Genomic DNA, 22,238 nt, shown 5'->3' on the forward strand with positions numbered 1-22,238 from the left:
AATGACTCAAAAAGTTATTAAAATAGGAACTCGTGATAGCGAATTAGCTCTTTGGCAAGCACACACGGTTCAAAACAAACTTCACGATTTAGGCTACAAAACTGAAATTATCGCAGTAAAATCTACCGGAGATATAATTTTAGACAAACCTTTGTACGAATTAGGAATAACAGGAATATTTACAAAAACTTTAGACATAGCTATGCTTAAAGGCGAAGTAGATATTGCAGTACATTCTATGAAAGACGTCCCTACTGCTTTACCTATAGGAATTATTCAAGCTGCAGTTTTAGAAAGAGCAAGTACTTTAGACATATTAGTTCATAAAGGAAATCTCGATTTTTTAAATTCAAGTGGAATAATTGCTTCTGGAAGTTTAAGAAGAAAAGCACAATGGTTACATAAATACCCAACACACAAAGTGGAAGATTTACGTGGAAATGTAAATACCAGAATGCAAAAACTTAAGGACAATAACTGGAATGGAGCAATTTTTGCAGCTGCAGGCTTAGAACGAATTAATTTAAAGCCAAGTGAATATATAGATTTAGACTGGATGACTCCAGCTCCGGCTCAAGGAGCAATGGTTGTTGTTGCAATGGAAAATGATAAATTCACTAGAGAAGCACTGAAACATTTAAATGATACTGACTCAGAAATTTGCACACATATTGAAAGACAATTTTTACGTACTTTAGAAGGGGGTTGTACGGCGCCAATTGGAGCATTAGCAACTATAAACAAAAAACAAATTAATTTTGAAGGCGTTTTATTTTCTTTAGATGGAAAACAAAAGTTTGCAATTAAAAAAAGTTGTAATTTTGATTCTTATATTGATTTTGGACAAATTTGTGCTAATGAAATATTACAAAACGGAGGAAAACCATTAATGGAAGAACTTCGCAAAGAATTAAAAGTGAAATAAGCACTTCAAAATGGAAAAAGAATCCTTACTCAATTACCTATACCGATTTTTTGACATCATTGTCTTATTATTTATAGTGTTTGACTTTGGATATGATTTTGATGAAAATTACAATTCTCCACACGTAATTGGATTAATAGTTCTTTCAATTGGACTACTTGCATTTAATGCCTTTAAGTTTTTTACCTATAAGTACGAGAGTAATAAAAAAGTAGCTTTAGTCAACTTTATCATTTTAACGGTAATGTTTGTTCTATCAACATTCATAGCATTCATAAACAGCGATTTTAGTTGGAGCTATATTCTTCAAAAAATAAAACCTGTTTTAGAAGGTGGGCTAATCATTTATTTTTTAATAAGGTTGATGATATTAGTGCGTCATATTTATGACATCTATTTCAACCCCGCAATTGTATTTGTAGGAAGTTTTATGATTTTAGCTATTTCTGGAGCCTTTCTATTAATGATGCCAAGTGCAACTACAAATGGAATTTCTTTTACCAACGCAATATTTACAGCAACAAGCGCTGTTTGTGTTACAGGTCTTGCAGTTGTAGATACCGCTAAGGACTTTACACTAATTGGGCAATCAATAATACTTGTTTTAATTCAATTAGGTGGAATTGGTATTTTAACATTTACGTCTTTCTTTGCTTTTTTCTTTAGAGGAGGCTCTACCTTTAAAGAAGGATTGAACACTAAAGATTTCATAGCCCAAGAAGGATTAAAAGACGTATTTAGAGCAGCTCTAAATGTAGTTATATTTACAATTAGTATTGAAATAGTTGGAGCTGTATTTATTTACTCATCGGTCCTAGATAATACTGGTGTTGACAATAAATTTTTCTTTTCAATTTTCCATTCTATTTCTGCTTTTTGTAATGCTGGATTTTCAATTTTTTCAAGTGGACTTTACGACTCTAGCATCCGTTTTCATTATTATTTTCAATGGATAATAATGATTTTAATTATATTTGGTGGGCTTGGTCATAACATTGTATTTAACTTTTATCAATATTTGAAAACCTATGTTATTGAGTTGTTTGACAAAAAAATAATTCACAAACAGGTACCCATAATAACCTTAAACACTAAAATTGTAATTTATACGACTTTAACATTACTATTTGCAGGGTGGATATTTTTATTTATGTCTGAGTACAACAATACTATGCTTGAACACAAAACAATGTTTGGCAAAATAACTAATGCTGCATTTAATTCAGTTACACCAAGAACAGCTGGTTTCAACACTGTTGATTTTTCAAAAATGACAGTTCCATCTCTATTATTTATTATATTTTTAATGTGGATTGGAGCTTCTCCAGCATCAACAGGAGGTGGAATAAAAACAAGTACCTTTGCATTAGCAACTTTAAATATTTTTGCGGTTGCAAAAGGAAAAAACAGAATACAATTTAGAGGAAGAAGAATTTCAAGCGAATCTACTTCGAGAGCATTTGCTATTTTATGTATTTCCTTAATAGCTATTGGCATATCAATTATGGCTTTATTAATTTTAGAGCCGGTTGGCACACCATTATTAACAGTTGCATTTGAATGTTTCTCTGCTTTTAGCACGGTTGGTTTAAGTTTAAATTTTACACCAACATTATCTGAACCTAGTAAGTATGTTATTATTGCTACTATGTTTATAGGAAGAATAGGAATGCTCAATTTAATGATTGGTTTATTGCGCCAAATGAACCATCAATTTTATGAATACCCAAAAGAAAATATATTAATTAACTAATGTTAATGTTATGAAAATTATAGTTTTTGGTTTAGGAAATTTCGGAATGTCATTAGCGTTAAGTTTAACAGAAACGGGTAATGAAGTGATAGGAATTGACAAACAAATGGACAAAGTTAATCTTGTAAAAGATAAAATTTCCCATGCAATTTGTATGGATTCTACTAATGAACTGGCATTTGATGCTGTCCCCTTAAAAGATGCAGATAAAGTGGTTGTAGCTATTGGAGAAAGTGAAGGAGCTGCAATTATTACAACTGCAATTATTAAGAAATTATCTGATGTAAAAATTATCAGTAGAGCCTTATCTCCTATTCACGATACGGTTCTGGAAGCTATGGGAATTCACAGTATAATTCACCCGGAGCAAGAAAGTGCTGACCGATTAACAAAGCAAATTAACTTTAAATCAACTTTAGAAAACTATCAATTAGACGATAATTATACTATTTCTGAAGTAAAAGCACGTAATGAGTTTTTTGGAAAATCATTAGAAGAACTAGATTCAATTGACAAATACCATTTAACATTAATAACTATAATTAGAAAGAAAGAGAAGAGAAATTTAATTGGCAAAAAAAGTTTAGTAAAAGAATCTATTGGAAGACCGTCACCTGACACAATTATTGAAGAAGGAGATATTCTTGTTGTATATGGAAACAATAAGGACATTGAGAAGTATTGTAAAGGTCAAGAAGAATATGATATTACTAATAAAAATAGCAATTAATGAATTCTATTTTATCAACAAAAAAGCTTTCAGAAAACCATAAACAAATGCTTCTTGATCATTCAATTTCATTGATTGAAGAAAATTTCATAGAAACTAAAACAAGAGAGTTTGAATTAGCGAACATTAATCAAAATTTGATTTTCACAAGTCAAAATGCAGTTTTAAGCCTTTTACAAAATCCAAATTGGGAAACTTTAAAAAGCAAACCTGTATTTTGTGTTGGTTTAAAAACCAAAGAATTGTTAACTGAAAAAGGATTTGATGTTATTGCTTTCACAGGTTATGCGGCTGATTTAGCTGAAATTATTTCTTTAATTTACGCGCAAGCTACCTATACCTTTTTTACAGGAAATTTACGAAGAGACATTTTGCCAAATACACTTAAAGAAAACGAAATAAAATTCAATGAAATAGAAGTGTATGAAACCAATTTAATTTCAAAAAAAATCACTTCAAAAATCGACGGAATATTATTTTTTAGTCCGTCAGCCGTGGAAAGCTATTTGACATCAAATACTATAAAAGACCAAATGTGTTTTTGTATTGGCGAATCCACTTCAGAAGCTTTAGAAAATAAAAAAATACACAACATTATAATTGCAGAAAAACCATCAGTTGAAAATGTAATTAACGATGTATTAGAACACTATCAATAAAACAACCTAAAACGAATTATAAATTCTAACAGGTTTAAAACAATAAAAAATGATTAAAAACGATTTATTTTTAAGAGCATTAAATAACGAAAAAGTAGAACGTCCGCCAGTTTGGATGATGCGTCAAGCAGGAAGATATTTGCCAGAATTTATGGCAATCAAAAAAAAATATGATTTTTTTACACGTTGTAAAACACCCGAATTAGCTTCTGAAATTACAATACAACCTATTCGTATTATAAAGCCAGATGCTGCAATTTTATTTTCAGATATTTTAGTAATTCCACAAGCAATGGGAATTGATGTAGAGTTAGAAGATGGAATCGGACCAGTTTTACCAAATCCTATTCGTACTTCAGCAGATGTTGATAGTGTTTTTATTCCAGACATTAATGATACATTAGGTTATGTAATGGATGCAATTGACATGACAAGAGAAAAACTTAATAACGAAGTTCCGTTAATTGGTTTCGCAGGTTCTCCTTGGACCATTTTTTGTTATGCCGTAGAGGGAAAAGGTTCTAAAAGTTTTGATAAAGCAAAAGGGTTCTGTTTTTCAAATCCGGTTGCTGCACATTTATTATTGCAAAAAATTACCGATACAACTATTCTATATTTAAAGGAAAAAGTAAAGCATGGCGTAAATGCTGTTCAAATTTTTGACTCTTGGGGAGGAATGTTATCTCCAACAGATTATACAGAATTTTCATGGAATTACATGAATCAAATTGTGGAAGCTTTAGCTCCTGAAACAAAAGTCATTGTATTTGGAAAAGGGTGTTGGTTTGCACTTAATGATATGGCAAAGTCAAAAGCATCTGCAATTGGAGTGGATTGGACGGTCTCTCCAAAGAACGCACGTTATTTAACTGGCGGAAAGAAAACATTACAAGGAAATTTCGATCCTTCTCGTTTATTATCACCAATTCCTGTTATTAAGAAAATGGTACACGAAATGATTGACGAATTTGGAGTCGACAACTACATTGTAAACCTTGGACATGGAATTTTACCAAACATTCCTGTAGACCACGCAAAAGCATTTGTAGAAGCGGTTAAAGAGTATCAAAGAAAGCAATGAGTAAGTTAAGTTCCAATATTGAAAATTTAAAATTAACCGATTCAGTAGAATTACATAATTTTATTTTATCAAATACGGAAAGGTTAAAAAAATATTTTCCAGTTACATTATCAAGTAATTCTACACTAGAAAAAACAACTGAATATATTGTAACTAAAAATAAAGAAATTGAGGAACGATCTAACTTTACTTTTGCCATTCGCAATGAGAAGTCTATTATAATCGGACTGATGATTCTTAAAAAAATTGATTGGACCACAAAAATGGGTGAATTTGCTTATTGTATTGGTTCTGATCAGGAAGGAAAAGGTTATACTTCAAAGGCAGTAAATGAAATGATGGAATTTGCTTTTAATGAGTTACAACTAAAAACACTTCAAATCATTGCTCATAAAACTAATATTGGAAGTTGTAAAGTAGCCGAAAACTGTGGCTTTACGTGGAAAAAAACGTTGCTAAATGAATTTACACCAGACAATGAAACTCCATTAGATATGGAATTATATGAACTTGAAAATGAAAAATAAATTTTACGCATACATACAACATTTACAAGATCAAATCTGTAAAGGTTTGGAAGATATTGACGGAAAAGGTTTCTTTAAAGAAGATTTATGGAGCAGACCTGAAGGTGGTGGTGGAAGAACACGCGTTATTGAAAACGGAAACGTTTTTGAAAAAGGTGGTGTAAATATTTCTGCAGTTCATGGAAAATTACCTGATTCTATGCAAAAGCTTTTTAATGTAGGGGAAGCTGATTTTTTTGCTTGTGGTTTAAGTTTAGTAATTCATCCGAAAAATCCAATGGTTCCAACTGTGCATGCAAATTGGCGTTATTTTGAAATGTATGACAATAACGGAAACATAATCAACAGCTGGTTTGGTGGCGGACAAGATTTAACGCCTTATTATTTGTTTGAAGAAGATGGAAAACATTTTCATCAAACGTGTAAAACTGCTTGCGACAAACACAATTCTGATTTTTATCCAAAATATAAAAAACAGTGTGATGACTATTTTTGGAACGCACATAGAAATGAAGCACGTGGATTAGGTGGTTTATTTTTTGACTATTGCAAAGAAACCGAAGAAATGAAAATGGAGGATTGGTATAACTTTGTAACCGAAGTTGGAAATAGTTTTCTAGAAGCTTATGTTCCAATTGTTGAAAAACGAAAAGAGTTACCTTTTACTCCAGAACAAAAAACATGGCAAGAAATTCGTCGTGGTCGTTATGTAGAATTCAATTTAGTTCATGATAAAGGGACTCTTTTTGGTTTAAAAACCAACGGAAGAATTGAAAGTATATTAATGAGTTTACCGCCGCATGTTCAATGGGTGTACGATCATCACCCAGAGAAAGGAAGCGAAGAAGAAAAGTTAATTAAAGTATTAGAATCACCAGTTGATTGGATTTAAAATAACAACATAAAGCTAAAACTATGTTCCCATTAAGAAGAAATCGCCGTTTAAGAACCAATGAAAGTATTCGTTCGTTAGTTCGTGAAACAGTTATAACTCCAAGTGATTTTTTAGTTCCATTATTCGTAGTAGAAGGAAAAGGGATTAAAGAAGAAATTGCTTCCATGCCAAATTATTTCAGATACAGTTTAGACTTATTGGAAAAAGAAGTAAAAGAATTGTGGGCAATGGGATTAAAGTCTGTTTTAGTATTTGTAAAAGTACCCAATAATTTAAAAGACAATAAAGGAACGGAAGCGCTAAACCCTAACGGATTAATGCAACGTGCTGTAAAAGTGATTAAAAACGCTGTTCCAGAGATGGTTGTAATGACCGATGTGGCTCTAGATCCATATTCTTCTTTTGGACATGATGGTGTTATTGAAAACGGACAAGTGGCTAATGATATTACTTCTTCTATATTGGCAGAAATGGCATTGTCGCATGCACAAGCTGGAGCTGATTTTGTTGCACCAAGTGATATGATGGATGGAAGAATTTTAGAAATGCGCGAAACCTTAGAAAGCTCGGGTTTTATTAATACCGGAATTATGAGTTATTCTGCTAAATATGCTTCTGCTTTTTACGGACCTTTTCGTGATGCTTTAGATTCTGCTCCTGTAGATTTGATTGATGTTCCAAAAGATAAAAAAACGTATCAAATGGATTATCACAATAGAACGGAAGCCATTAGAGAAACAGAAATGGACATTGAAGAAGGTGCTGATATTGTGATGGTAAAACCTGGTATTGCATATTTAGACATTGTTAGAGACATTAAAAACATTGTAGACGTTCCCGTTGCAGTGTACCAAGTTTCGGGCGAATATTCCATGATTAAAGCTGCTGCCGAAAGAGGTTGGCTAGACCATGATGCCGTTATGATGGAGCAAATTGTTGCCATTAAAAGAGCAGGTGCTGATGTTATTGCAAGTTATTTTGCTAAAGACATTATTCGCTTATTAAAATAAAAAACATGAAAAAAATACTAATTTTACTAATGTTATTCTCTTTGAATTCTTTTTCTCAAAACGAAACTATGGATGCTTTTCTTGAAAAATGGCAAAATTCAAAAACTTATCTTTTAGATTTAGCTAAAGCAATGCCTGAAGAAAACTATTCTTTTAAACCAACGGAAAGAGAAATGTCTTTTGGAGAACAATTGCTTCATATAAAAGGAAACATGGATTGGCTTAGCACTTCTTATTTTACTTCTGAAAAATTTGATAAAAAGAAAGATGAAACCGTTTATTCTAAAGAAGAAATTATTTCTATGTTGGAAAAATCATTTGATAATGTTTACGAAGTCATCAAAAACACTAACCCAAAAAATTTAAAAGATAAAGTTGACTTTTTTGCTGGTCCAAAAACAAAATTTCAAATTTTAAACTTACTCCAAGATCATGTAACACATCATCGTGGACAATTGATTGTTTATCTAAATTTAAAAGGAATTACACCTCCAAAATATGTTGGCTGGTAAACTTCACTTTGTTTTCTTACATTAAATAAGTACTTTAGAACTTATAAAACACAATTAATGACACTATTAATTATTTACGCGGTTACTTCTATTTTCTTTTCATTTTTATGCTCCATTTTAGAAGCAGTGTTATTAAGTGTTACACATACTTTTATCACAGTCAAAAAGAAGGAAAAGAAAAGTTTTGCTGCAAAGTTAGAAATACTAAAAAGTGATATTGACAAACCGTTAATTACTATTTTAACACTAAATACAATTGCACATACAGTTGGTGCTATTTTAGTTGGTGTGCAAGCAGAAAAAACCTTTGGAAACGGAAATAACTCAGTAGCAATCGTTTCTTCAGTGATGACTTTTTTAATTTTAATTTTATCTGAAATAATACCAAAAACAATTGGCGCTAAATTTTGGAGAGAATTAGCCGGTTTTACAACAACGACACTTAACATCTTGATTTTTCCATTAAAAATAACTGGAATCTTATGGTTGCTAGAGTTAACCACAAAATTAATAGGCGGTTCGGGTCATGTTTCTATTTTAAGTAGAGACGATTTTTCTGCAATGGCTGATTTAGCAGAAAAAGAAGGTGTTTTTAAAGCCTCAGAATCTAAAGTATTGAAGAATTTATTAACACTTGATTCTGTCTTTGCAAAAGACGTTATGTCGCCTAGAACAGTCGTAAAAATAGCCAATAGCATAACTACTGTTGAAGATTTTTATAAAGAAAATAAAAACCTTCGCTTTTCAAGAATCCCTATTTATCAAACAAATGCAGATAACATCATTGGTTTAGTTTTAAAAACAGATGTTTTAGATGCAATGATTAATAATAACGGAACTGCTTTATTAGAAAGCATTAAACGGCCAATTGTTATAACCAGAAGAAACCAACCTATTGCACAATTATTTGAAGAGTTAGTTCAAAGCAAAAACCATATGGCTGCAGTTTTAGACGAATACGGTTCTTTTAGCGGTTTAATAACACAAGAAGACGTTATTGAAACACTATTAGGACTGGAAATCATGGACGAAAGCGATTCTGTTGAAGACTTACAGCAACTTGCAAAAAAGAAATTAGAAAAGAGAATTGAAAAATTAAAAAATAACGATTAACTAATTAAAATAATTTTTACATTTGTGTACTATATAAGCCAAATTATTTATTACACGCCATGTTACAAAACGAATTATACCACACGCTTGCGTTATTGCAAGTAGATGGAATTGGTGACGTTATTGCCAAAAAACTCATCCATCATTGCGGATCAGCCGAAACCGTATTTCAATCTAAAAACACTTCTTTAGCAAAAATTGAAGGAATAGGTAAGTACTTACTCAAAAACCTGCAAGACAAAACCGTATTTCAAAAAGCAGAAAAAGAACTCCGTTTTATTGAAAAAGAGAATATAAACATACTCCATTTCCAAGATTCAGATTATCCAGAACGATTGCAAAACTGTTTTGATGCTCCTACTCTATTATTTCAATCCGGAAAAATAGATTTATCAAATAGAAAAATAATTAGTATTGTTGGCACACGACAAATCACCAGTTATGGCTCTTCATTTACACAAAAACTAATAGAAGATATTGCGCCATTAAATCCCATTATCGTTAGCGGATTTGCTTATGGTGTAGATATTGTTGCGCACCAAGCAGCAATAGATTGTGGCTTACAAACTATAGGCGTTTTAGCACATGGTTTAAACCAAATTTATCCAAAAAACCATAAAAAGTACATGGCAAAAATGGAAGAAAACGGTGGTTTTTTAACCGAGTTTTGGAGCACATCACAACCGGATAGAGAAAATTTTGTAAAACGCAATCGAATTGTTGCCGGAATGACAGAAGCTACTATTGTAATTGAAAGTGCCGAAAAAGGTGGTTCGCTAATAACGGCTCAAATAGCAAACGATTATAATCGGGATGTTTTTGCGGTTCCAGGAAGAACAACAGACAAATACAGTCAAGGTTGTAATAACCTCATCAAAACCCAACGCGCACATTTATTGCATTCTGCAGCTGATTTGGTTTACATTTTAAATTGGGAATTGAAAAAGAAAGAAGAAAAAGCTATTCAAAAACAATTGTTTGTTTCTTTAGAACCCGAAGAACAAAAAGTATACGACTATCTTTTAAAAACCGGTAAAGAAGATTTAGATTCTATTGCAATAGCTTGTGAGTTACCAACCTATAAATTATCTTCTCTATTACTTAATATGGAATTGAAAGGCGTTATAAAACCGTTACCCGGAAAATTGTTTGAAACGGCATAATTATTGAATTCTATTTTTTAAATTTAACTCATGAAAAAAATCGTTTTACTTTTTTTGTTTAGCATAACATTACTTTCCTGTACTGAAAAGGAAAAAACCTATGAAGAACTTGAAGCAGAGGTTTTGTGTGATGTTTTGCCAAGTATTGTTGGAGAAATCACAATTCAACTTCCACCTCCACCATTCCCTGATAGTTTAAAAAGCAACAATTTTAAAACTACAACTGATAAAGAAACAATTAATCTAATTAAAAAATCAAAAGAAGATATTTTAAAGTTAGCTAATGAAAAACACAAATATAGAATTGGTATAATTGATACATTAAGAAGTATCGATTTTACTTATTACAAAAAGAGATACACTAACAAATTTAAAGGTTTTTCTCAAATTTATGATTCAATAAATGAAAGAAGAGTTGAAAAATTTGAAATGAAAAAATCAACTTTATTAATCAATATTTATAATATTAAATATCTTTCAAGCCTTACAAGCAATCAAAATCATCAAGAAAATACTATTTTATCTTTGTCAAGAGTAATTATTAATGAAAATAAAAACTTAGCATTTTTTAATCTATCAAATGGCGGTTGTGTTCCTTACGAATTCAAAATAATTTCAGAAAAGAAAAACAACAAATGGGTTGTAAAAGAAATAATTAAGGAATAAAAAAAAGCTCAATTTTCATTGAGCTTTTTGTAAAATATTTAATCTTCAATTTTATCTTTCATCACAAAAGATTCCATGAATTTTGTAGTATAGTTTCCAGCCACATAATCTGGTTCGTCCATTAATTGTCTATGGAACGGAATAGTGGTTTTAATTCCTTCAATTACAAATTCATCTAAAGCACGTCTCATTTTGCTTATAGCTTCTTCTCTAGATTGAGCTGTTGTAATCAACTTAGCAATCATAGAATCATAATTTGGTGGAATTGTATAGCCTGAGTACACATGAGTATCTAAACGAACCCCATGTCCTCCTGGTGTATGTAATGTAGTAATTTTTCCTGGAGAAGGTCTAAAATCATTATATGGATCTTCAGCATTAATACGACATTCGATAGAATGCAACATTGGAAAATAGTTTTTACCCGAAATTGGAATTCCAGCAGCAACCATAATTTGTTCACGTATTAAATCAAAATCAATTACTTGTTCTGTAATAGGATGTTCTACTTGAATACGCGTATTCATTTCCATAAAAAAGAAATTTCTATGCTTATCCACTAAAAACTCAACAGTTCCTGCTCCTTCATATTTAATATATTCGGCAGCTTTTACTGCAGCAGCTCCCATTGCGTTACGCAATTCATCAGTCATAAAAGGAGAAGGCGTTTCTTCTGTTAGCTTTTGATGACGTCTTTGTACTGAACAATCTCTTTCAGAAAGGTGACATGCTTTACCAAAAGAATCTCCAACAATTTGAATTTCAATATGTCTTGGTTCTTCAATAAGCTTTTCCATGTACATATCGTCGTTTCCAAAGGCAGCTTTACTTTCTTGTCTTGCAGATTCCCAAGCACCTAAAAGATCTTCTTCTTTCCATATAGCACGCATTCCTTTTCCACCGCCACCAGCCGAAGCTTTAAGCATTACAGGGTATCCTGTTTCTTTAGCAACTTTTTGGCAATCTTCAAAAGTTTCAATAATCCCTTCACTTCCAGGGACAACAGGGACTCCCGCTTCAATCATAGTTGCTTTAGCGTTAGCTTTGTCTCCCATTCTGTCAATCATATCAGGTGAAGCTCCAATAAACTTAATACCGTGTTCTTGACAAATTTTAGAAAATTTCGCGTTTTCAGAAAGAAAACCATAACCCGGATGTATAGCGTCAGCATTTGTAATTTCTGCAGCAGCAATAATATTTGACATTTTTAAATATGACAAATTACTTGCAGGAGGTCCAATACATACCGCTTCATCAGCGAAACGTACGTGTAAACTTTCAGCATCAGCAGTTGAATAAACAGCTACTGTTTTGATACCCATCTCCTTACAAGTTCTAATTACACGTAGTGCAATTTCACCTCTATTGGCAATTAATATTTTTTTAAACATCTTTTTTCAATTAGATAATTAGACAATAAATGAATTTAGAATTTAGAAACTAAGAATTTTGGTAAATAAAAAATAATACCTTTTCTAATTTCTGCTTTCTAACTTCTAATCTTTAAGACGGATCAACTAAAAATAATGGTTGATCAAACTCAACTGGTGAAGAATCATCAACTAATATTTTAACGATTTTACCTGAAACTTCAGATTCAATTTCGTTAAATAATTTCATTGCTTCAATAACACATAAAACATCTCCTTTTGCAATTGTAGAACCTACTTCTACAAAAACAGGCTTATCTGGTGCTGCTTTTCTATATAAAGTACCAATGATTGGCGACTTAACAGTGATGTATTTTGAATCTTCATCTGCAGGTGCTGCAGGTGCTGCAGGTGCTGTTGGAGCAACTGGCTGTGGAGCAGATGCCTGTGGCAATGCTGCTGAAACAGGAACTTGTTGTATGTAAGTTGTTTCGCCACCTTCTGGTGCTGTTTTAATAGTGATTTTAAAATCATCCATCTCTAATTTAACTTCTGTAGCTCCAGATTTTGAAACAAATTTGATTAAATTTTGAATTTCTCTAATATCCATAATGTTACTATTTTGATTTAGTTTGTTTGTTATTGTTTAGTATAAGCCCATTTTAGGTAAATAGCTCCCCATGTGAACCCACCACCAAATGCAGCAAATATAATATTATCTCCTTTTTTCAATTGATTTTCAAAATCGCTAAGTAGCAATGGTAATGTTGCAGAAGTAGTATTACCATATTTTTGAATGTTGATTAAAACCTTAGAATCGTCTAACCCCATTCTGTTTGACGTTGCATCAATAATTCGTCTGTTTGCTTGATGCGCAACTAACCAATTAACATCATCTTTTGTTAAATTGTTTCGTTGCATAATTTTCTCACTTACATCTGCCATACCAGAAACGGCATGTTTAAAAACTGTTTTTCCGTCTTGGAATACGAAATGTTGTTTATTTTTAATAGTTTCTTCAGATGGAGGTAAAATAGAACCACCAGCTTCGATTTTCAAAAACTCCCTTCCTATTCCATCACTTTTTAAAAGTTCATCTTGTAAACCTAAACCTTCTTCATTTGGTTCAAACAAAACAGCACCTGCTCCATCTCCGAAGATGATACAAGTTGCTCTATCAGTGTAATCAATAATTGATGACATTTTATCTGCACCTATCAATAAGACTTTTTTGTATTTTCCAGAAGCAATATAAGCTGAGGCTGTAGACATTCCGTAAAGAAAACTAGAGCAAGCGGCTTGTAAGTCATAGGCAAATGCATTAGTAGCTCCAATTTGAGTAGCCACATAGACACCTGTTGCAGCTACAGGCATATCTGGAGTAGCAGTAGCCATAATTACCAAATCAATGTCTTTTGGATCAAGATTGGCTTTTTTAATTAAATCCTGAGCGGCTTTAATTGCAAGAAAGGATGTTCCTTGACCTTCTTCTTTTAATATTCTTCTTTCTTTAATACCAGTTCTGCTAGTAATCCATTCATCATTAGTATCTACTAATGTCTCCAGCACCTTATTAGACAAAACATAATCTGGCACATATGAACCTATTGCTGTAATTGCGGCAGTGATTTTAGTCATAAAAATATATTTTCTTATCGAATTAATTTAATTTCGAAAAGTTGTGAAAATTACAAAAAAAAAGTCAAACCAAATAAATAGTACCCGTTAAATTATTAACGAGTTGTAATTAACAAAAAAACTCTCACATAGTGAGAGTTTTTCTCTATTTATAAAAACCGTATTAAGCTACAGCTTCAGTTTTATCAATAACCACTTGACCTCTGTAGTACATTTTCCCTTCAGACCAATATGCTCTGTGGTATAAATGCGCCTCTCCTGTTGTAGGACAAGTTGCTATTTGTGGAACTGATGCTTTGTAATGTGTTCTTCTCTTATCTCTTCTTGTTTTCGAGATTTTTCTCTTTGGATGCGCCATTTTACTATATTATTTATCCGTTAATAGTTTTCTTAAATTTTCCCACCTTGGGTCAATATCTTCACTTTCTTTATTTTCTTCGTTTTCTTCTTTTGGAGCTAATTTATCAAGTGTTTCAAAAGCTTCTGTCTCAAGCGTTCCATCTTTTACTCCTGGATGAACTCTTTTAAAAGGCACTGACAACACAATACTTTCATATATATATTGCGAAACATTTAATTGAAATTCACTAAGAGGAAGAATCAACAACTCTTCGCTTTCATTATTCAACTCTTCTCCAAACTTCACAACAAGATTAAACTTTCCTTTAATTTTTAAATCAAAATTCTCTCCTGTCATATCACAAGGAACATTTACAGTCCCTTTGTGAGTAAAACACAACTCCATAATTGTGGTTTTCTTTTCTAACACCATATTGACTTTTACATCAACATTTTCATATTCATCAAATTGAAATTGTTCAAAAAACAAATTACTTATTTGATATTCAAACTGATGTTTACCGTCTTTCATTCCGGCAAAAGGTATTAAAAACTCTTTTAAATTCATCATAACATCAATTCAGCCCTCTTTAGGGGATGCAAAGATATAAAATTATTGCAAAACTAAACTCGTTATAAACATTTTTTTGTTTACAACTAATTACGCTTTGCTTTTAAAGGGTTTTGCGTAAGTTCTTGATACTCATTTCGCTTATTATAAACGTCAATTGCTAAATATAATGCCTCTCTAAACGACGTAGGATTCGCTAAATCTTTCCCTGCAATTTCAAAAGCGGTTCCGTGATCAGGAGATGTGCGAATTTTATCTAACCCAGCTGTATAATTAACCCCCCTACCAAAAGACAATGTTTTGAAAGGAATTAACCCTTGATCATGATACATTGCCAAAATAGCATCATACTTCTCATACTGTGACGAACCAAAGAAACTATCTGAAGCATACGGTCCAAAAACCATTTCGCCTTTATCAAATAATTTTTTAATAGTTGGTTTAATTATATTTTCATCTTCATTACCTATAACTCCATTATCTCCACAGTGAGGATTCAGGCCTAATACTGCAATTTTTGGCTTAGAAATTCCAAAATCAGCAATTAAACTATTTTTTATAATGTCTAATTTTTTAACCAATAACTCTTCTGTTAATAAATTAGAAATCTCGCTTAAAGGAACATGATCAGTTAATAATCCGACTCTTAATTTATCACAAACCATCAACATAAGCGCATTTCCCTCTAACTCTTGATTTAAATAATCAGTATGTCCTGGGAATTTAAATTCTTCAGATTGAATATTGTACTTATTAATAGGAGCAGTAACTAGAACATCAATTTCATTTAGCTTTAAAGCTTTAGTAGCAGCAACAAATGATTTTATAGCGTACTTACCAATATTTTCATCAGTAACTCCAAATTCTATATTTACACCTTCTTTCCAAACATTCAAAACATTAATCTTCCCTATTACCAACTGGTCAATAGAATCTATTCCTTGAATGCTTGAAGTAAGTGATAAGTTTTTTTTCAGAAAAGAAACAATTTTTACGTTTCCAAATATTACCGGAGTACATAATTCTAAAACCCTATTGTCTTCAAATGTTTTCAAAATAACCTCAGGACCTATGCCGTTTAAATCACCTATTGAAACACCTACAATTATATTTTCTGCTTTTTTAACCATGATGAGTTCCTAATTAATGCTTACTTTTGAAGTGCAAATTTAGTAAAATAAAATCAGTATGTTCACAGGAATAATAGAAACAATAGGCTTAATAAAAGAAATCGTCAAAGAGAATGACAATTTACACCTTAAGGTACAATCAAATATTACAAATGAATTAAAAATCGATCAAAGCGTAGCTCATAATGGAATTTGCCTTACAGTAGTCGCAATTGAAGACAACATTTACACTGTTACAGCAATTAATGAAACCGTAAAAAAAACCAACATTAGCCAGCTATGTTCTGGAGATTCAATAAATCTTGAAAGAGCAATGAAGCTAGGCGATAGACTTGACGGACACATTGTACAAGGACATGTTGATCAAATCGGAAAGTGTATATATATTAAAGAAGATAATGGAAGTTGGATATTTACTTTCGAATACGATGAAAAATTAAACAACATAACAATTGAAAAGGGCTCAATTACTATTGATGGAACAAGCTTAACTGTTGTAAATTCAAAAGAAAACCAATTTAGCGTAGCCATTATACCTTACACATTTGAACATACAAATTTTAAAAACTACAAAACAGGAACAGTTGTAAACTTAGAATTTGATGTTATAGGTAAGTATGTAAAAAGAATTCAAGACTTAAGGTCATAAAAAAAAGCTCTATATAGAGCTTTTTTTGGTGATAAAATATTTTCTTGTAAGTATATAACCTAATCCTAGAGCAACAAAAAACATTAATACAATACCTCCATCAATAGGCAAACCTGGTGGTGGTGGTGGTGTAGGTGGAGGCGGTGCAATTTCAGAAAAAACATTCTGTGAGCTAAGCATCACCATTAAAACTAAAACTATTTTTTGTATTGTTACTTTCATATGTCGTAAAAATATAAAAATTTTTATTCTACCAAAAGAAAAAAACTTTTTTTTAAAATTATTTTTTATTTATTAAAGAATAATTCGACTTCTTCTCATTATAAAACACGAAAATATAAATATTTTTATACTTTCCTACTATTTTATTAAAAAAAAGTTAAAAAAACCTTAATATTTTTTATTTTGGCTATAAAAAATAGCCTTATTCAGGCTATCTAATATTGTGGTCCCACCTGGGCTCGAACCAGGGACCACCTGATTATGAGTCAGGTGCTCTAACCAACTGAGCTATAGGACCAGTTTTTTTCTACAAACCCTTTAGAGTCTGATATTCTCAACAAATGGTTAGGTTTATTGAGGGTGCAATATTACTACTATTTTTTATTTGACGCAAGATTTTTTAATTTTTTTATTCATCCTTTATATCTTGACACAATTCAATCAGCACTCCATTGGTAGATTTTGGGTGTAAAAAAACAACTAATTTGCCGTCAGCTCCTTTTTTAGGAACTTCATTTAAAACCACAAAGCCTTCCTTTTTTAATCGCTTAATTTCGCCCTGAATATCCTCTACATCAAAAGCTATATGATGTATCCCCTCTCCTTTTTTCTCAATAAACTTCGCTATCGGACTATCGATATTAGTAGCTTCAAGTAATTCTATCTTGTTTGGGCCGTTCATAAAAAAAGATGTTTTAACACCCTCACTCTCTACCTCTTCTTCTTTATAAGGAGGATTCCCAAAAAGTTTCTCAAACAACAAGTTTGACTCTTCTAAATTTTTTACCGCAATTCCTATATGTTCAATTTTTCTCATTTCTCTATTTTTTAATTTTATCTAATCAATAAACACGCCTTAAAATGTATAATGCAAAATAACAATAAGTTTTCGATTCTAAAAAAACTAAAGATTAAAACTCTTTTGCGTATTTTTGCACTATGGAAACAAATAGACAAAAAAAAATCGGAGCATTACTTCAAAATGATTTAGTTGATATTTTACAAGGTGAAGTGCGTAAAAACGGAATGACTAATTTAATTATTTCAGTATCAAAAGTAAATGTAACTTCAGATCTTTCGATTGCAAAAGTCTTTTTAAGCGTATTCCCTTCTGAAAAAAGTGGTGAAATTCTTGTTGCAGTAAAATCCAATGCACCAATGATTAAGCATGATTTAGCTCAAAGGGTGAAAAATCAATTGAGAAAAGTGCCAAATTTAATTTTCTTTGTAGATGATAGTTTAGATTATATTGACAATATTGACAAAGCATTAAAAGGAAAAGAAAACCCAGTTCAAAATCCAGAATTATTAGAAAAAAGAAAGAAATCTTAAATTGAATTTCTCTTTATACATAGCGAAAAGATATTTTTTAAGTTTTAGCAAAAACTCATCAATAAACATAATAACAGGCATAGCTTCGATAGGAATTATCGCAAGCTCTATGGCATTACTTATCGTATTATGTGTCTTCAGCGGATTAAGAGATTTTAGCTTAAGTTTCACCAACGCATCTGATCCTGATCTAAAAATGTTTCCAAAGTCAGGAAAAACAATTTTCATTACCCCAGAACAAGAAGAAAAACTACAAAAGTCACCTTATATTTCAAACTATTCTAAAACAGTTGAAGAAAGAGTACTCTTTTATTATAATGAAAAAGAACACGTTGCTTATTTAAAAGGTGTTGATTCTCTTTTTACAAAATCAAATACATTTAGTAATCAACTATACACAGGAGATTGGCTTGAAAGCGAAACGCCACAAGTAGTTGTAGGTTATGAAATAAGCAGAAAACTATCATTAGGTTTATTTGACTTCAATAATGGTTTAGAAGTTTTCTCTCCAAAACCAGGAAAAGGAATAATTGAAAACCCTGATGATGCATTTAATAAAACAGTATTACAACCTGTTGGAATTTATGCTGTAAATGAAGAAATAGACAATAAATATGTTTTTTGCGATATAACAATTTCTCAAAAACTTTTGGGATACAAAAAAAATCAGGTTTCTTCAATCGAGTTTAAAAAGAATGACAATATATCTGATGAAGATGTTATCACAGAATTAAACACCATTTTTAAAAACAAAGGTGATTTTAAAACCCGCATTCAGCTAAATGATGCGCTTTATAAAATGCTAAATACAGAAAACATTGCCGTATACCTAATATTCACACTCGTAATAATTATTGCGCTTTTTAATCTAGTTGGCGCCTTAATAATGATGATTATAGATAAAAAAGCGAATTTAAAAACGCTTTACAATATTGGAACACCTATAGAAAAATTACAATCTATATTTCTTTTTCAAGGAACACTTTTAACATTATTTGGAGGATTAATTGGAACTATTTTAGGCGTGTTAATTGTTTGGATTCAACAACAGTATGATGTTGTAATGATAACCCCTACACTTCCATATCCAGTAATTTTAAAGTTAAAAAATATTGGAATTGTTTTAATGACAATACTTTTTCTTGGCATTTTCGCTTCTTGGATTGCGAGTACCAGAGTAAATAAAAACTTGTTTCAATAAAAAAGCCTCAATGCAACATTGAAGCTTTTTTTGTACCCGAAGTGGGAATCGAACCCACACTCCGAAGAACACGAGTTTGAGTCGTGCGCGTCTACCAATTCCGCCATTCGGGCAAAAAATTAATTTTGTGAGTGCAAATGTAAAAAATATTTATTCAATTCACAGAAAAATACTTTAAAATATCCTTTCAGAGTTCATTTTTATTACTAAATTTGCACCTCGTTAAACGAGACAACACTAACTAACTACACCCGAGGCGAATACAAACGCGAAGCTATGAAAAAGCGGAGTTGTATGGAGCGTATCGGAGTAAAAACAACAAATTAACATGTCATACCAAGAGCCAGAAGCAAAAATATTTGCATGTTCTCAAAGTGTGTATTTAGCCGAACAAATTGCTGAAAAGTATGGAGTTCCGCTAGGTAATATTACGTTCTCAACATATAGTGACGGAGAGTTTCAGCCTTCTTTTGAGGAATCAATAAGAGGATTAAGAGTTTTTTTAGTTTGTTCTACTTTTCCAAGCGCAGACAATTTAATGGAATTATTGTTAATGATTGATGCAGCAAAAAGAGCTTCAGCAAGACACATAACAGCAGTTATTCCTTATTTTGGATGGGCAAGACAAGACAGAAAAGACAAGCCAAGAGTTCCAATAGGGGCAAAATTGGTTGCTAAACTTTTAGAAACAGCAGGGGCAACAAGAATCATGACAATGGATTTGCACGCAGATCAAATTCAAGGATTTTTTGAAAAGCCAGTAGATCATTTATTTGCCTCTACTATCTTTTTACCATATGTAAAGAGTTTAAAGCTTGATAATCTAACAATTGCTTCACCAGATATGGGTGGTTCAAAAAGAGCATATGCTTATTCTAAATTTCTAGAATCAGACGTTGTAGTTTGTTACAAACAACGCAAAAAAGCAAATGTAATTGACACCATGGAACTGATTGGTGATGTAAAAGGAAGAAATGTCATCTTAGTAGACGACATGATTGATACAGGAGGAACATTAGCAAAAGCTGCTGATGTAATGATGGAAAAAGGCGCTTTAAGCGTTAGAGCAATTTGTACGCACCCTATTTTATCAGGAGACGCATACGAAAAAATTGAAAACTCTAAATTATTAGAATTAATAGTAACTGATTCAATTCCTTTAAAGAAAGAATCTAAAAAAATAAGGGTAGTGAGCTGTGCTCCATTATTCGCCGAAGTAATGCACATGGTGCAGAACAACAATTCCATTAGTGGAAAATTTTTAATGTAAACATTTATTAACTTAATTTATTTCAAATGAAATCAATTACGATCAAAGGATCAGAAAGAGAAAGCGTAGGTAAAGTATCAACTAAAACCTTACGTAATGCTGGAATGGTACCGTGCGTAGTATACGGAGGGGAACAACCAGTACATTTTAGTGCAGACGAAAGAGCATTTAAAAACTTGGTGTATACTCCAGAAGTACACACTGTAGTAATTGAATTAGAAGGTGGTAAAAAATTGAACGCAATTATGCAAGATATTCAGTTTCACCCAGTTTCTGACAAAATTTTACACATGGATTTCTATCGTTTATATGACGATAAAGAAATTACAATGGAAGTTCCTGTTAAAGTAATAGGAAAATCTCCAGGTGTAATGGGCGGTGGAGTTTTACGTTTAAACCAACGTAAATTAAAAGTAAAAGCTTTACCAGCTAACTTACCAGACTCTATAGAAGTAGATATTACACCATTACAAATGGGTAACAAATTATATGTTACAAAAATAGTTACAGATAACTTTAAATTATTACACGCAGACAACACTGTAGTTTGTCAAGTAAGAATTTCTCGTGCTGCGATGAAAGCTGCTCAAGAAGCTGCGAAAGCTGCGAAAGCTGCACCTGCAAAAAAGAAATAATACACTCTATTATATTCAAATTAAAAGCATCAGTTTTACTGGTGCTTTTTTTATTTTAAAACCTTTCAACTTGTGTTTTCAGCAATTGAAGTCCTGCCTTTGCCTATAGTTTTTTGTAAACAAAAAAGCTACCAGCTCAATCAGGGTTAGAAAAATAAACTTCTGACCCTTTTGTAAACTTTAAAAAAGAGTACTTTTACAAAATGAAATGGCTATTTAATATTTTTAAAACAAAAGAAGAAGAAAAACTTGAACCAATGAAGAAATTTTTAATTGTTGGATTAGGAAACATAGGTTCCGAATACGTAAATACAAGACATAATATAGGATTTAAAATTTTAGATTTTTTTGCAAATCAAGAGAGCCTGAGTTTTCAAAATGTAAAACTAGGGGCAATTACAGAATACAAAATCAAAGGGAGAACCATCCTTTTACTCAAGCCAAATACCTACATGAACTTAAGCGGAAAGGCAGTTCAATATTGGATGGAAAAAGAAAACATTGCAAAAGAAAATACTTTAATCATTACTGACGATTTGAATTTGTCTTTTGGAACCATTCGCATTAAAACTAAAGGGAGCGATGGCGGACACAATGGATTAAAAAGCATTCAACAATTATTAAACACAACTGAATACCCTCGTTTTAGATTTGGAATAAGCGATGAGTTTAAAAAAGGACAACAAGTCAAGTATGTTTTAGGGGAGTGGGGTGAAGAAGAAAAAGAAACCTTAAAAGAGCGTCTAAAACTATCCGCAGAGATAATAAAATCCTTTGCTTTAGCAGGATTAAACAATACTATGAATACATATAACGGAAAATAAAAAAGGAGCGCTTTTAGCGCTCC

The 22,238-nt window shown here is 31.7% G+C and carries 26 protein-coding genes and 2 tRNA genes; 18 read left to right on the forward strand and 10 right to left on the reverse strand.

Annotation, left to right across the window (positions count from 1 at the left end; translation table 11 throughout):
* Window position 1 precedes the first annotated feature (1 nt).
* From hemC to UXY25_RS10520, 12 genes are read left to right on the forward strand one after another with little or no spacing between them, the layout of a single operon-like run.
* Window positions 2–925, forward strand: coding sequence for a hydroxymethylbilane synthase (hemC, locus tag UXY25_RS10465; RefSeq protein WP_320815964.1), 924 nt, complete (start codon window positions 2–4; stop codon window positions 923–925).
* A 10-nt stretch (window positions 926–935) separates the two neighbouring features.
* A complete protein-coding gene (locus UXY25_RS10470; protein ID WP_320815965.1) occupies window positions 936–2,678 on the forward strand; it encodes a TrkH family potassium uptake protein in 1,743 nt (580 codons plus the stop codon).
* 10 nt (window positions 2,679–2,688) lie between these two features.
* Window positions 2,689–3,408: a TrkA family potassium uptake protein gene (locus tag UXY25_RS10475; RefSeq protein WP_320815966.1), complete on the forward strand. Its 720-nt coding sequence runs from the start codon at window positions 2,689–2,691 to the stop codon at window positions 3,406–3,408.
* Window positions 3,408–4,067: a uroporphyrinogen-III synthase gene (locus UXY25_RS10480; RefSeq protein ID WP_320815967.1), complete on the forward strand. Its 660-nt coding sequence runs from the start codon at window positions 3,408–3,410 to the stop codon at window positions 4,065–4,067. The genes UXY25_RS10475 and UXY25_RS10480 overlap by 1 nt, the downstream gene beginning before the upstream one ends.
* A 49-nt stretch (window positions 4,068–4,116) precedes the next feature.
* Window positions 4,117–5,148 (forward strand): uroporphyrinogen decarboxylase, encoded by a 1,032-nt coding sequence (gene hemE / locus UXY25_RS10485; RefSeq protein WP_320815968.1) that lies wholly within the window; start codon window positions 4,117–4,119, stop codon window positions 5,146–5,148.
* Window positions 5,145–5,675, forward strand: a complete 531-nt coding sequence (locus UXY25_RS10490; RefSeq protein WP_320815969.1) for a GNAT family N-acetyltransferase — start codon at window positions 5,145–5,147, stop codon at window positions 5,673–5,675. The genes hemE and UXY25_RS10490 overlap by 4 nt, the downstream gene beginning before the upstream one ends.
* Complete coding sequence (gene hemF, locus UXY25_RS10495) at window positions 5,665–6,567, forward strand: oxygen-dependent coproporphyrinogen oxidase (protein WP_320815970.1); 903 nt, start codon at window positions 5,665–5,667, stop codon at window positions 6,565–6,567. Before UXY25_RS10490 ends, hemF begins: the two co-directional genes overlap by 11 nt.
* Window positions 6,568–6,590: 23 nt before the next feature.
* Window positions 6,591–7,580: a porphobilinogen synthase gene (gene hemB, locus UXY25_RS10500; RefSeq protein ID WP_320815971.1), complete on the forward strand. Its 990-nt coding sequence runs from the start codon at window positions 6,591–6,593 to the stop codon at window positions 7,578–7,580.
* Window positions 7,581–7,585: 5 nt separating this feature from the next.
* Entirely contained in the window at window positions 7,586–8,092 is a 507-nt protein-coding gene (locus UXY25_RS10505) for a DinB family protein (RefSeq protein WP_320815972.1), read from the forward strand.
* A 57-nt stretch (window positions 8,093–8,149) separates the two neighbouring features.
* Window positions 8,150–9,205 carry a CNNM domain-containing protein gene (locus UXY25_RS10510; RefSeq protein ID WP_320815973.1) on the forward strand — a complete coding sequence of 352 codons (1,056 nt, stop codon included), beginning with the start codon at window positions 8,150–8,152 and terminating at the stop codon, window positions 9,203–9,205.
* Between the two features lie 59 nt (window positions 9,206–9,264).
* Complete coding sequence (gene dprA / locus UXY25_RS10515; protein ID WP_320815974.1) at window positions 9,265–10,368, forward strand: DNA-processing protein DprA; 1,104 nt, start codon at window positions 9,265–9,267, stop codon at window positions 10,366–10,368.
* A gap of 30 nt (window positions 10,369–10,398) precedes the next feature.
* Complete coding sequence (locus tag UXY25_RS10520) at window positions 10,399–11,034, forward strand: hypothetical protein (protein WP_320815975.1); 636 nt, start codon at window positions 10,399–10,401, stop codon at window positions 11,032–11,034.
* 38 nt (window positions 11,035–11,072) lie between these two features.
* Here the strand turns inward: UXY25_RS10520 and accC are convergent, their stop codons facing one another.
* The 6 genes from accC to pdxA form a co-directional block, all read right to left on the reverse strand.
* Complete coding sequence (accC, locus tag UXY25_RS10525; RefSeq protein ID WP_320815976.1) at window positions 11,073–12,425, reverse strand: acetyl-CoA carboxylase biotin carboxylase subunit; 1,353 nt, start codon at window positions 12,423–12,425, stop codon at window positions 11,073–11,075.
* Between the two features lie 112 nt (window positions 12,426–12,537).
* The gene (gene accB / locus UXY25_RS10530; protein WP_320815977.1) at window positions 12,538–13,014 is read right to left on the reverse strand and encodes an acetyl-CoA carboxylase biotin carboxyl carrier protein; all 477 of its coding nucleotides are present in this window, start codon (window positions 13,012–13,014) and stop codon (window positions 12,538–12,540) included.
* A gap of 29 nt (window positions 13,015–13,043) precedes the next feature.
* Entirely contained in the window at window positions 13,044–14,042 is a 999-nt protein-coding gene (locus tag UXY25_RS10535; RefSeq protein ID WP_320815978.1) for a beta-ketoacyl-ACP synthase III, read from the reverse strand.
* A gap of 163 nt (window positions 14,043–14,205) precedes the next feature.
* Window positions 14,206–14,400: a 50S ribosomal protein L32 gene (gene rpmF / locus UXY25_RS10540; RefSeq protein WP_264559858.1), complete on the reverse strand. Its 195-nt coding sequence runs from the start codon at window positions 14,398–14,400 to the stop codon at window positions 14,206–14,208.
* Window positions 14,401–14,409: 9 nt separating this feature from the next.
* Window positions 14,410–14,952: a DUF177 domain-containing protein gene (locus UXY25_RS10545; RefSeq protein ID WP_320815979.1), complete on the reverse strand. Its 543-nt coding sequence runs from the start codon at window positions 14,950–14,952 to the stop codon at window positions 14,410–14,412.
* An 86-nt stretch (window positions 14,953–15,038) separates the two neighbouring features.
* Complete coding sequence (gene pdxA, locus UXY25_RS10550; RefSeq protein WP_320815980.1) at window positions 15,039–16,082, reverse strand: 4-hydroxythreonine-4-phosphate dehydrogenase PdxA; 1,044 nt, start codon at window positions 16,080–16,082, stop codon at window positions 15,039–15,041.
* A gap of 58 nt (window positions 16,083–16,140) precedes the next feature.
* On the opposite strand from pdxA, the gene UXY25_RS10555 reads away from it, so the two are divergent.
* Window positions 16,141–16,731: a riboflavin synthase gene (locus tag UXY25_RS10555; RefSeq protein ID WP_320815981.1), complete on the forward strand. Its 591-nt coding sequence runs from the start codon at window positions 16,141–16,143 to the stop codon at window positions 16,729–16,731.
* A 9-nt stretch (window positions 16,732–16,740) separates the two neighbouring features.
* Here the strand turns inward: UXY25_RS10555 and UXY25_RS10560 are convergent, their stop codons facing one another.
* The 3 genes from UXY25_RS10560 to mce all read right to left on the reverse strand — a co-directional run bounded on the left by UXY25_RS10560 (window position 16,741) and on the right by mce (window position 17,770).
* Window positions 16,741–16,953 (reverse strand): hypothetical protein, encoded by a 213-nt coding sequence (locus UXY25_RS10560; protein WP_320815982.1) that lies wholly within the window; start codon window positions 16,951–16,953, stop codon window positions 16,741–16,743.
* A 224-nt stretch (window positions 16,954–17,177) separates the two neighbouring features.
* Window positions 17,178–17,251, reverse strand: a tRNA-Ile gene (locus UXY25_RS10565).
* Window positions 17,252–17,362: 111 nt separating this feature from the next.
* On the reverse strand, window positions 17,363–17,770 hold the full coding sequence (gene mce / locus UXY25_RS10570) for a methylmalonyl-CoA epimerase (protein ID WP_320815983.1): 408 nt from the start codon (window positions 17,768–17,770) through the stop codon (window positions 17,363–17,365).
* A 122-nt stretch (window positions 17,771–17,892) separates the two neighbouring features.
* On the opposite strand from mce, the gene rbfA reads away from it, so the two are divergent.
* Window positions 17,893–18,285: a 30S ribosome-binding factor RbfA gene (rbfA, locus tag UXY25_RS10575; protein ID WP_320815984.1), complete on the forward strand. Its 393-nt coding sequence runs from the start codon at window positions 17,893–17,895 to the stop codon at window positions 18,283–18,285.
* A 1-nt stretch (window position 18,286) separates the two neighbouring features.
* Window positions 18,287–19,486 (forward strand): ABC transporter permease, encoded by a 1,200-nt coding sequence (locus UXY25_RS10580; protein ID WP_320815985.1) that lies wholly within the window; start codon window positions 18,287–18,289, stop codon window positions 19,484–19,486.
* Window positions 19,487–19,519: 33 nt separating this feature from the next.
* On the opposite strand, the gene UXY25_RS10585 is transcribed toward UXY25_RS10580, so the two are convergent.
* Window positions 19,520–19,599, reverse strand: a tRNA-Leu gene (locus tag UXY25_RS10585).
* A gap of 215 nt (window positions 19,600–19,814) precedes the next feature.
* Here UXY25_RS10585 and UXY25_RS10590 point away from each other — a divergent pair.
* From UXY25_RS10590 to pth, 3 genes are all read left to right on the forward strand, one after another.
* Window positions 19,815–20,756, forward strand: coding sequence for a ribose-phosphate pyrophosphokinase (locus UXY25_RS10590; RefSeq protein WP_320815986.1), 942 nt, complete (start codon window positions 19,815–19,817; stop codon window positions 20,754–20,756).
* 26 nt (window positions 20,757–20,782) lie between these two features.
* Window positions 20,783–21,391 (forward strand): 50S ribosomal protein L25/general stress protein Ctc, encoded by a 609-nt coding sequence (locus UXY25_RS10595; RefSeq protein WP_320815987.1) that lies wholly within the window; start codon window positions 20,783–20,785, stop codon window positions 21,389–21,391.
* Window positions 21,392–21,594: 203 nt separating this feature from the next.
* Window positions 21,595–22,215 carry an aminoacyl-tRNA hydrolase gene (pth, locus tag UXY25_RS10600; protein ID WP_320815988.1) on the forward strand — a complete coding sequence of 207 codons (621 nt, stop codon included), beginning with the start codon at window positions 21,595–21,597 and terminating at the stop codon, window positions 22,213–22,215.
* Window positions 22,216–22,238: the final 23 nt, after the last annotated feature.

The sequence above is a fragment of the Flavobacterium sp. genome (assembly GCF_034111225.1).
In the GTDB taxonomy this organism is placed as follows: Bacteria; Bacteroidota; Bacteroidia; order Flavobacteriales; family Flavobacteriaceae; genus Flavobacterium.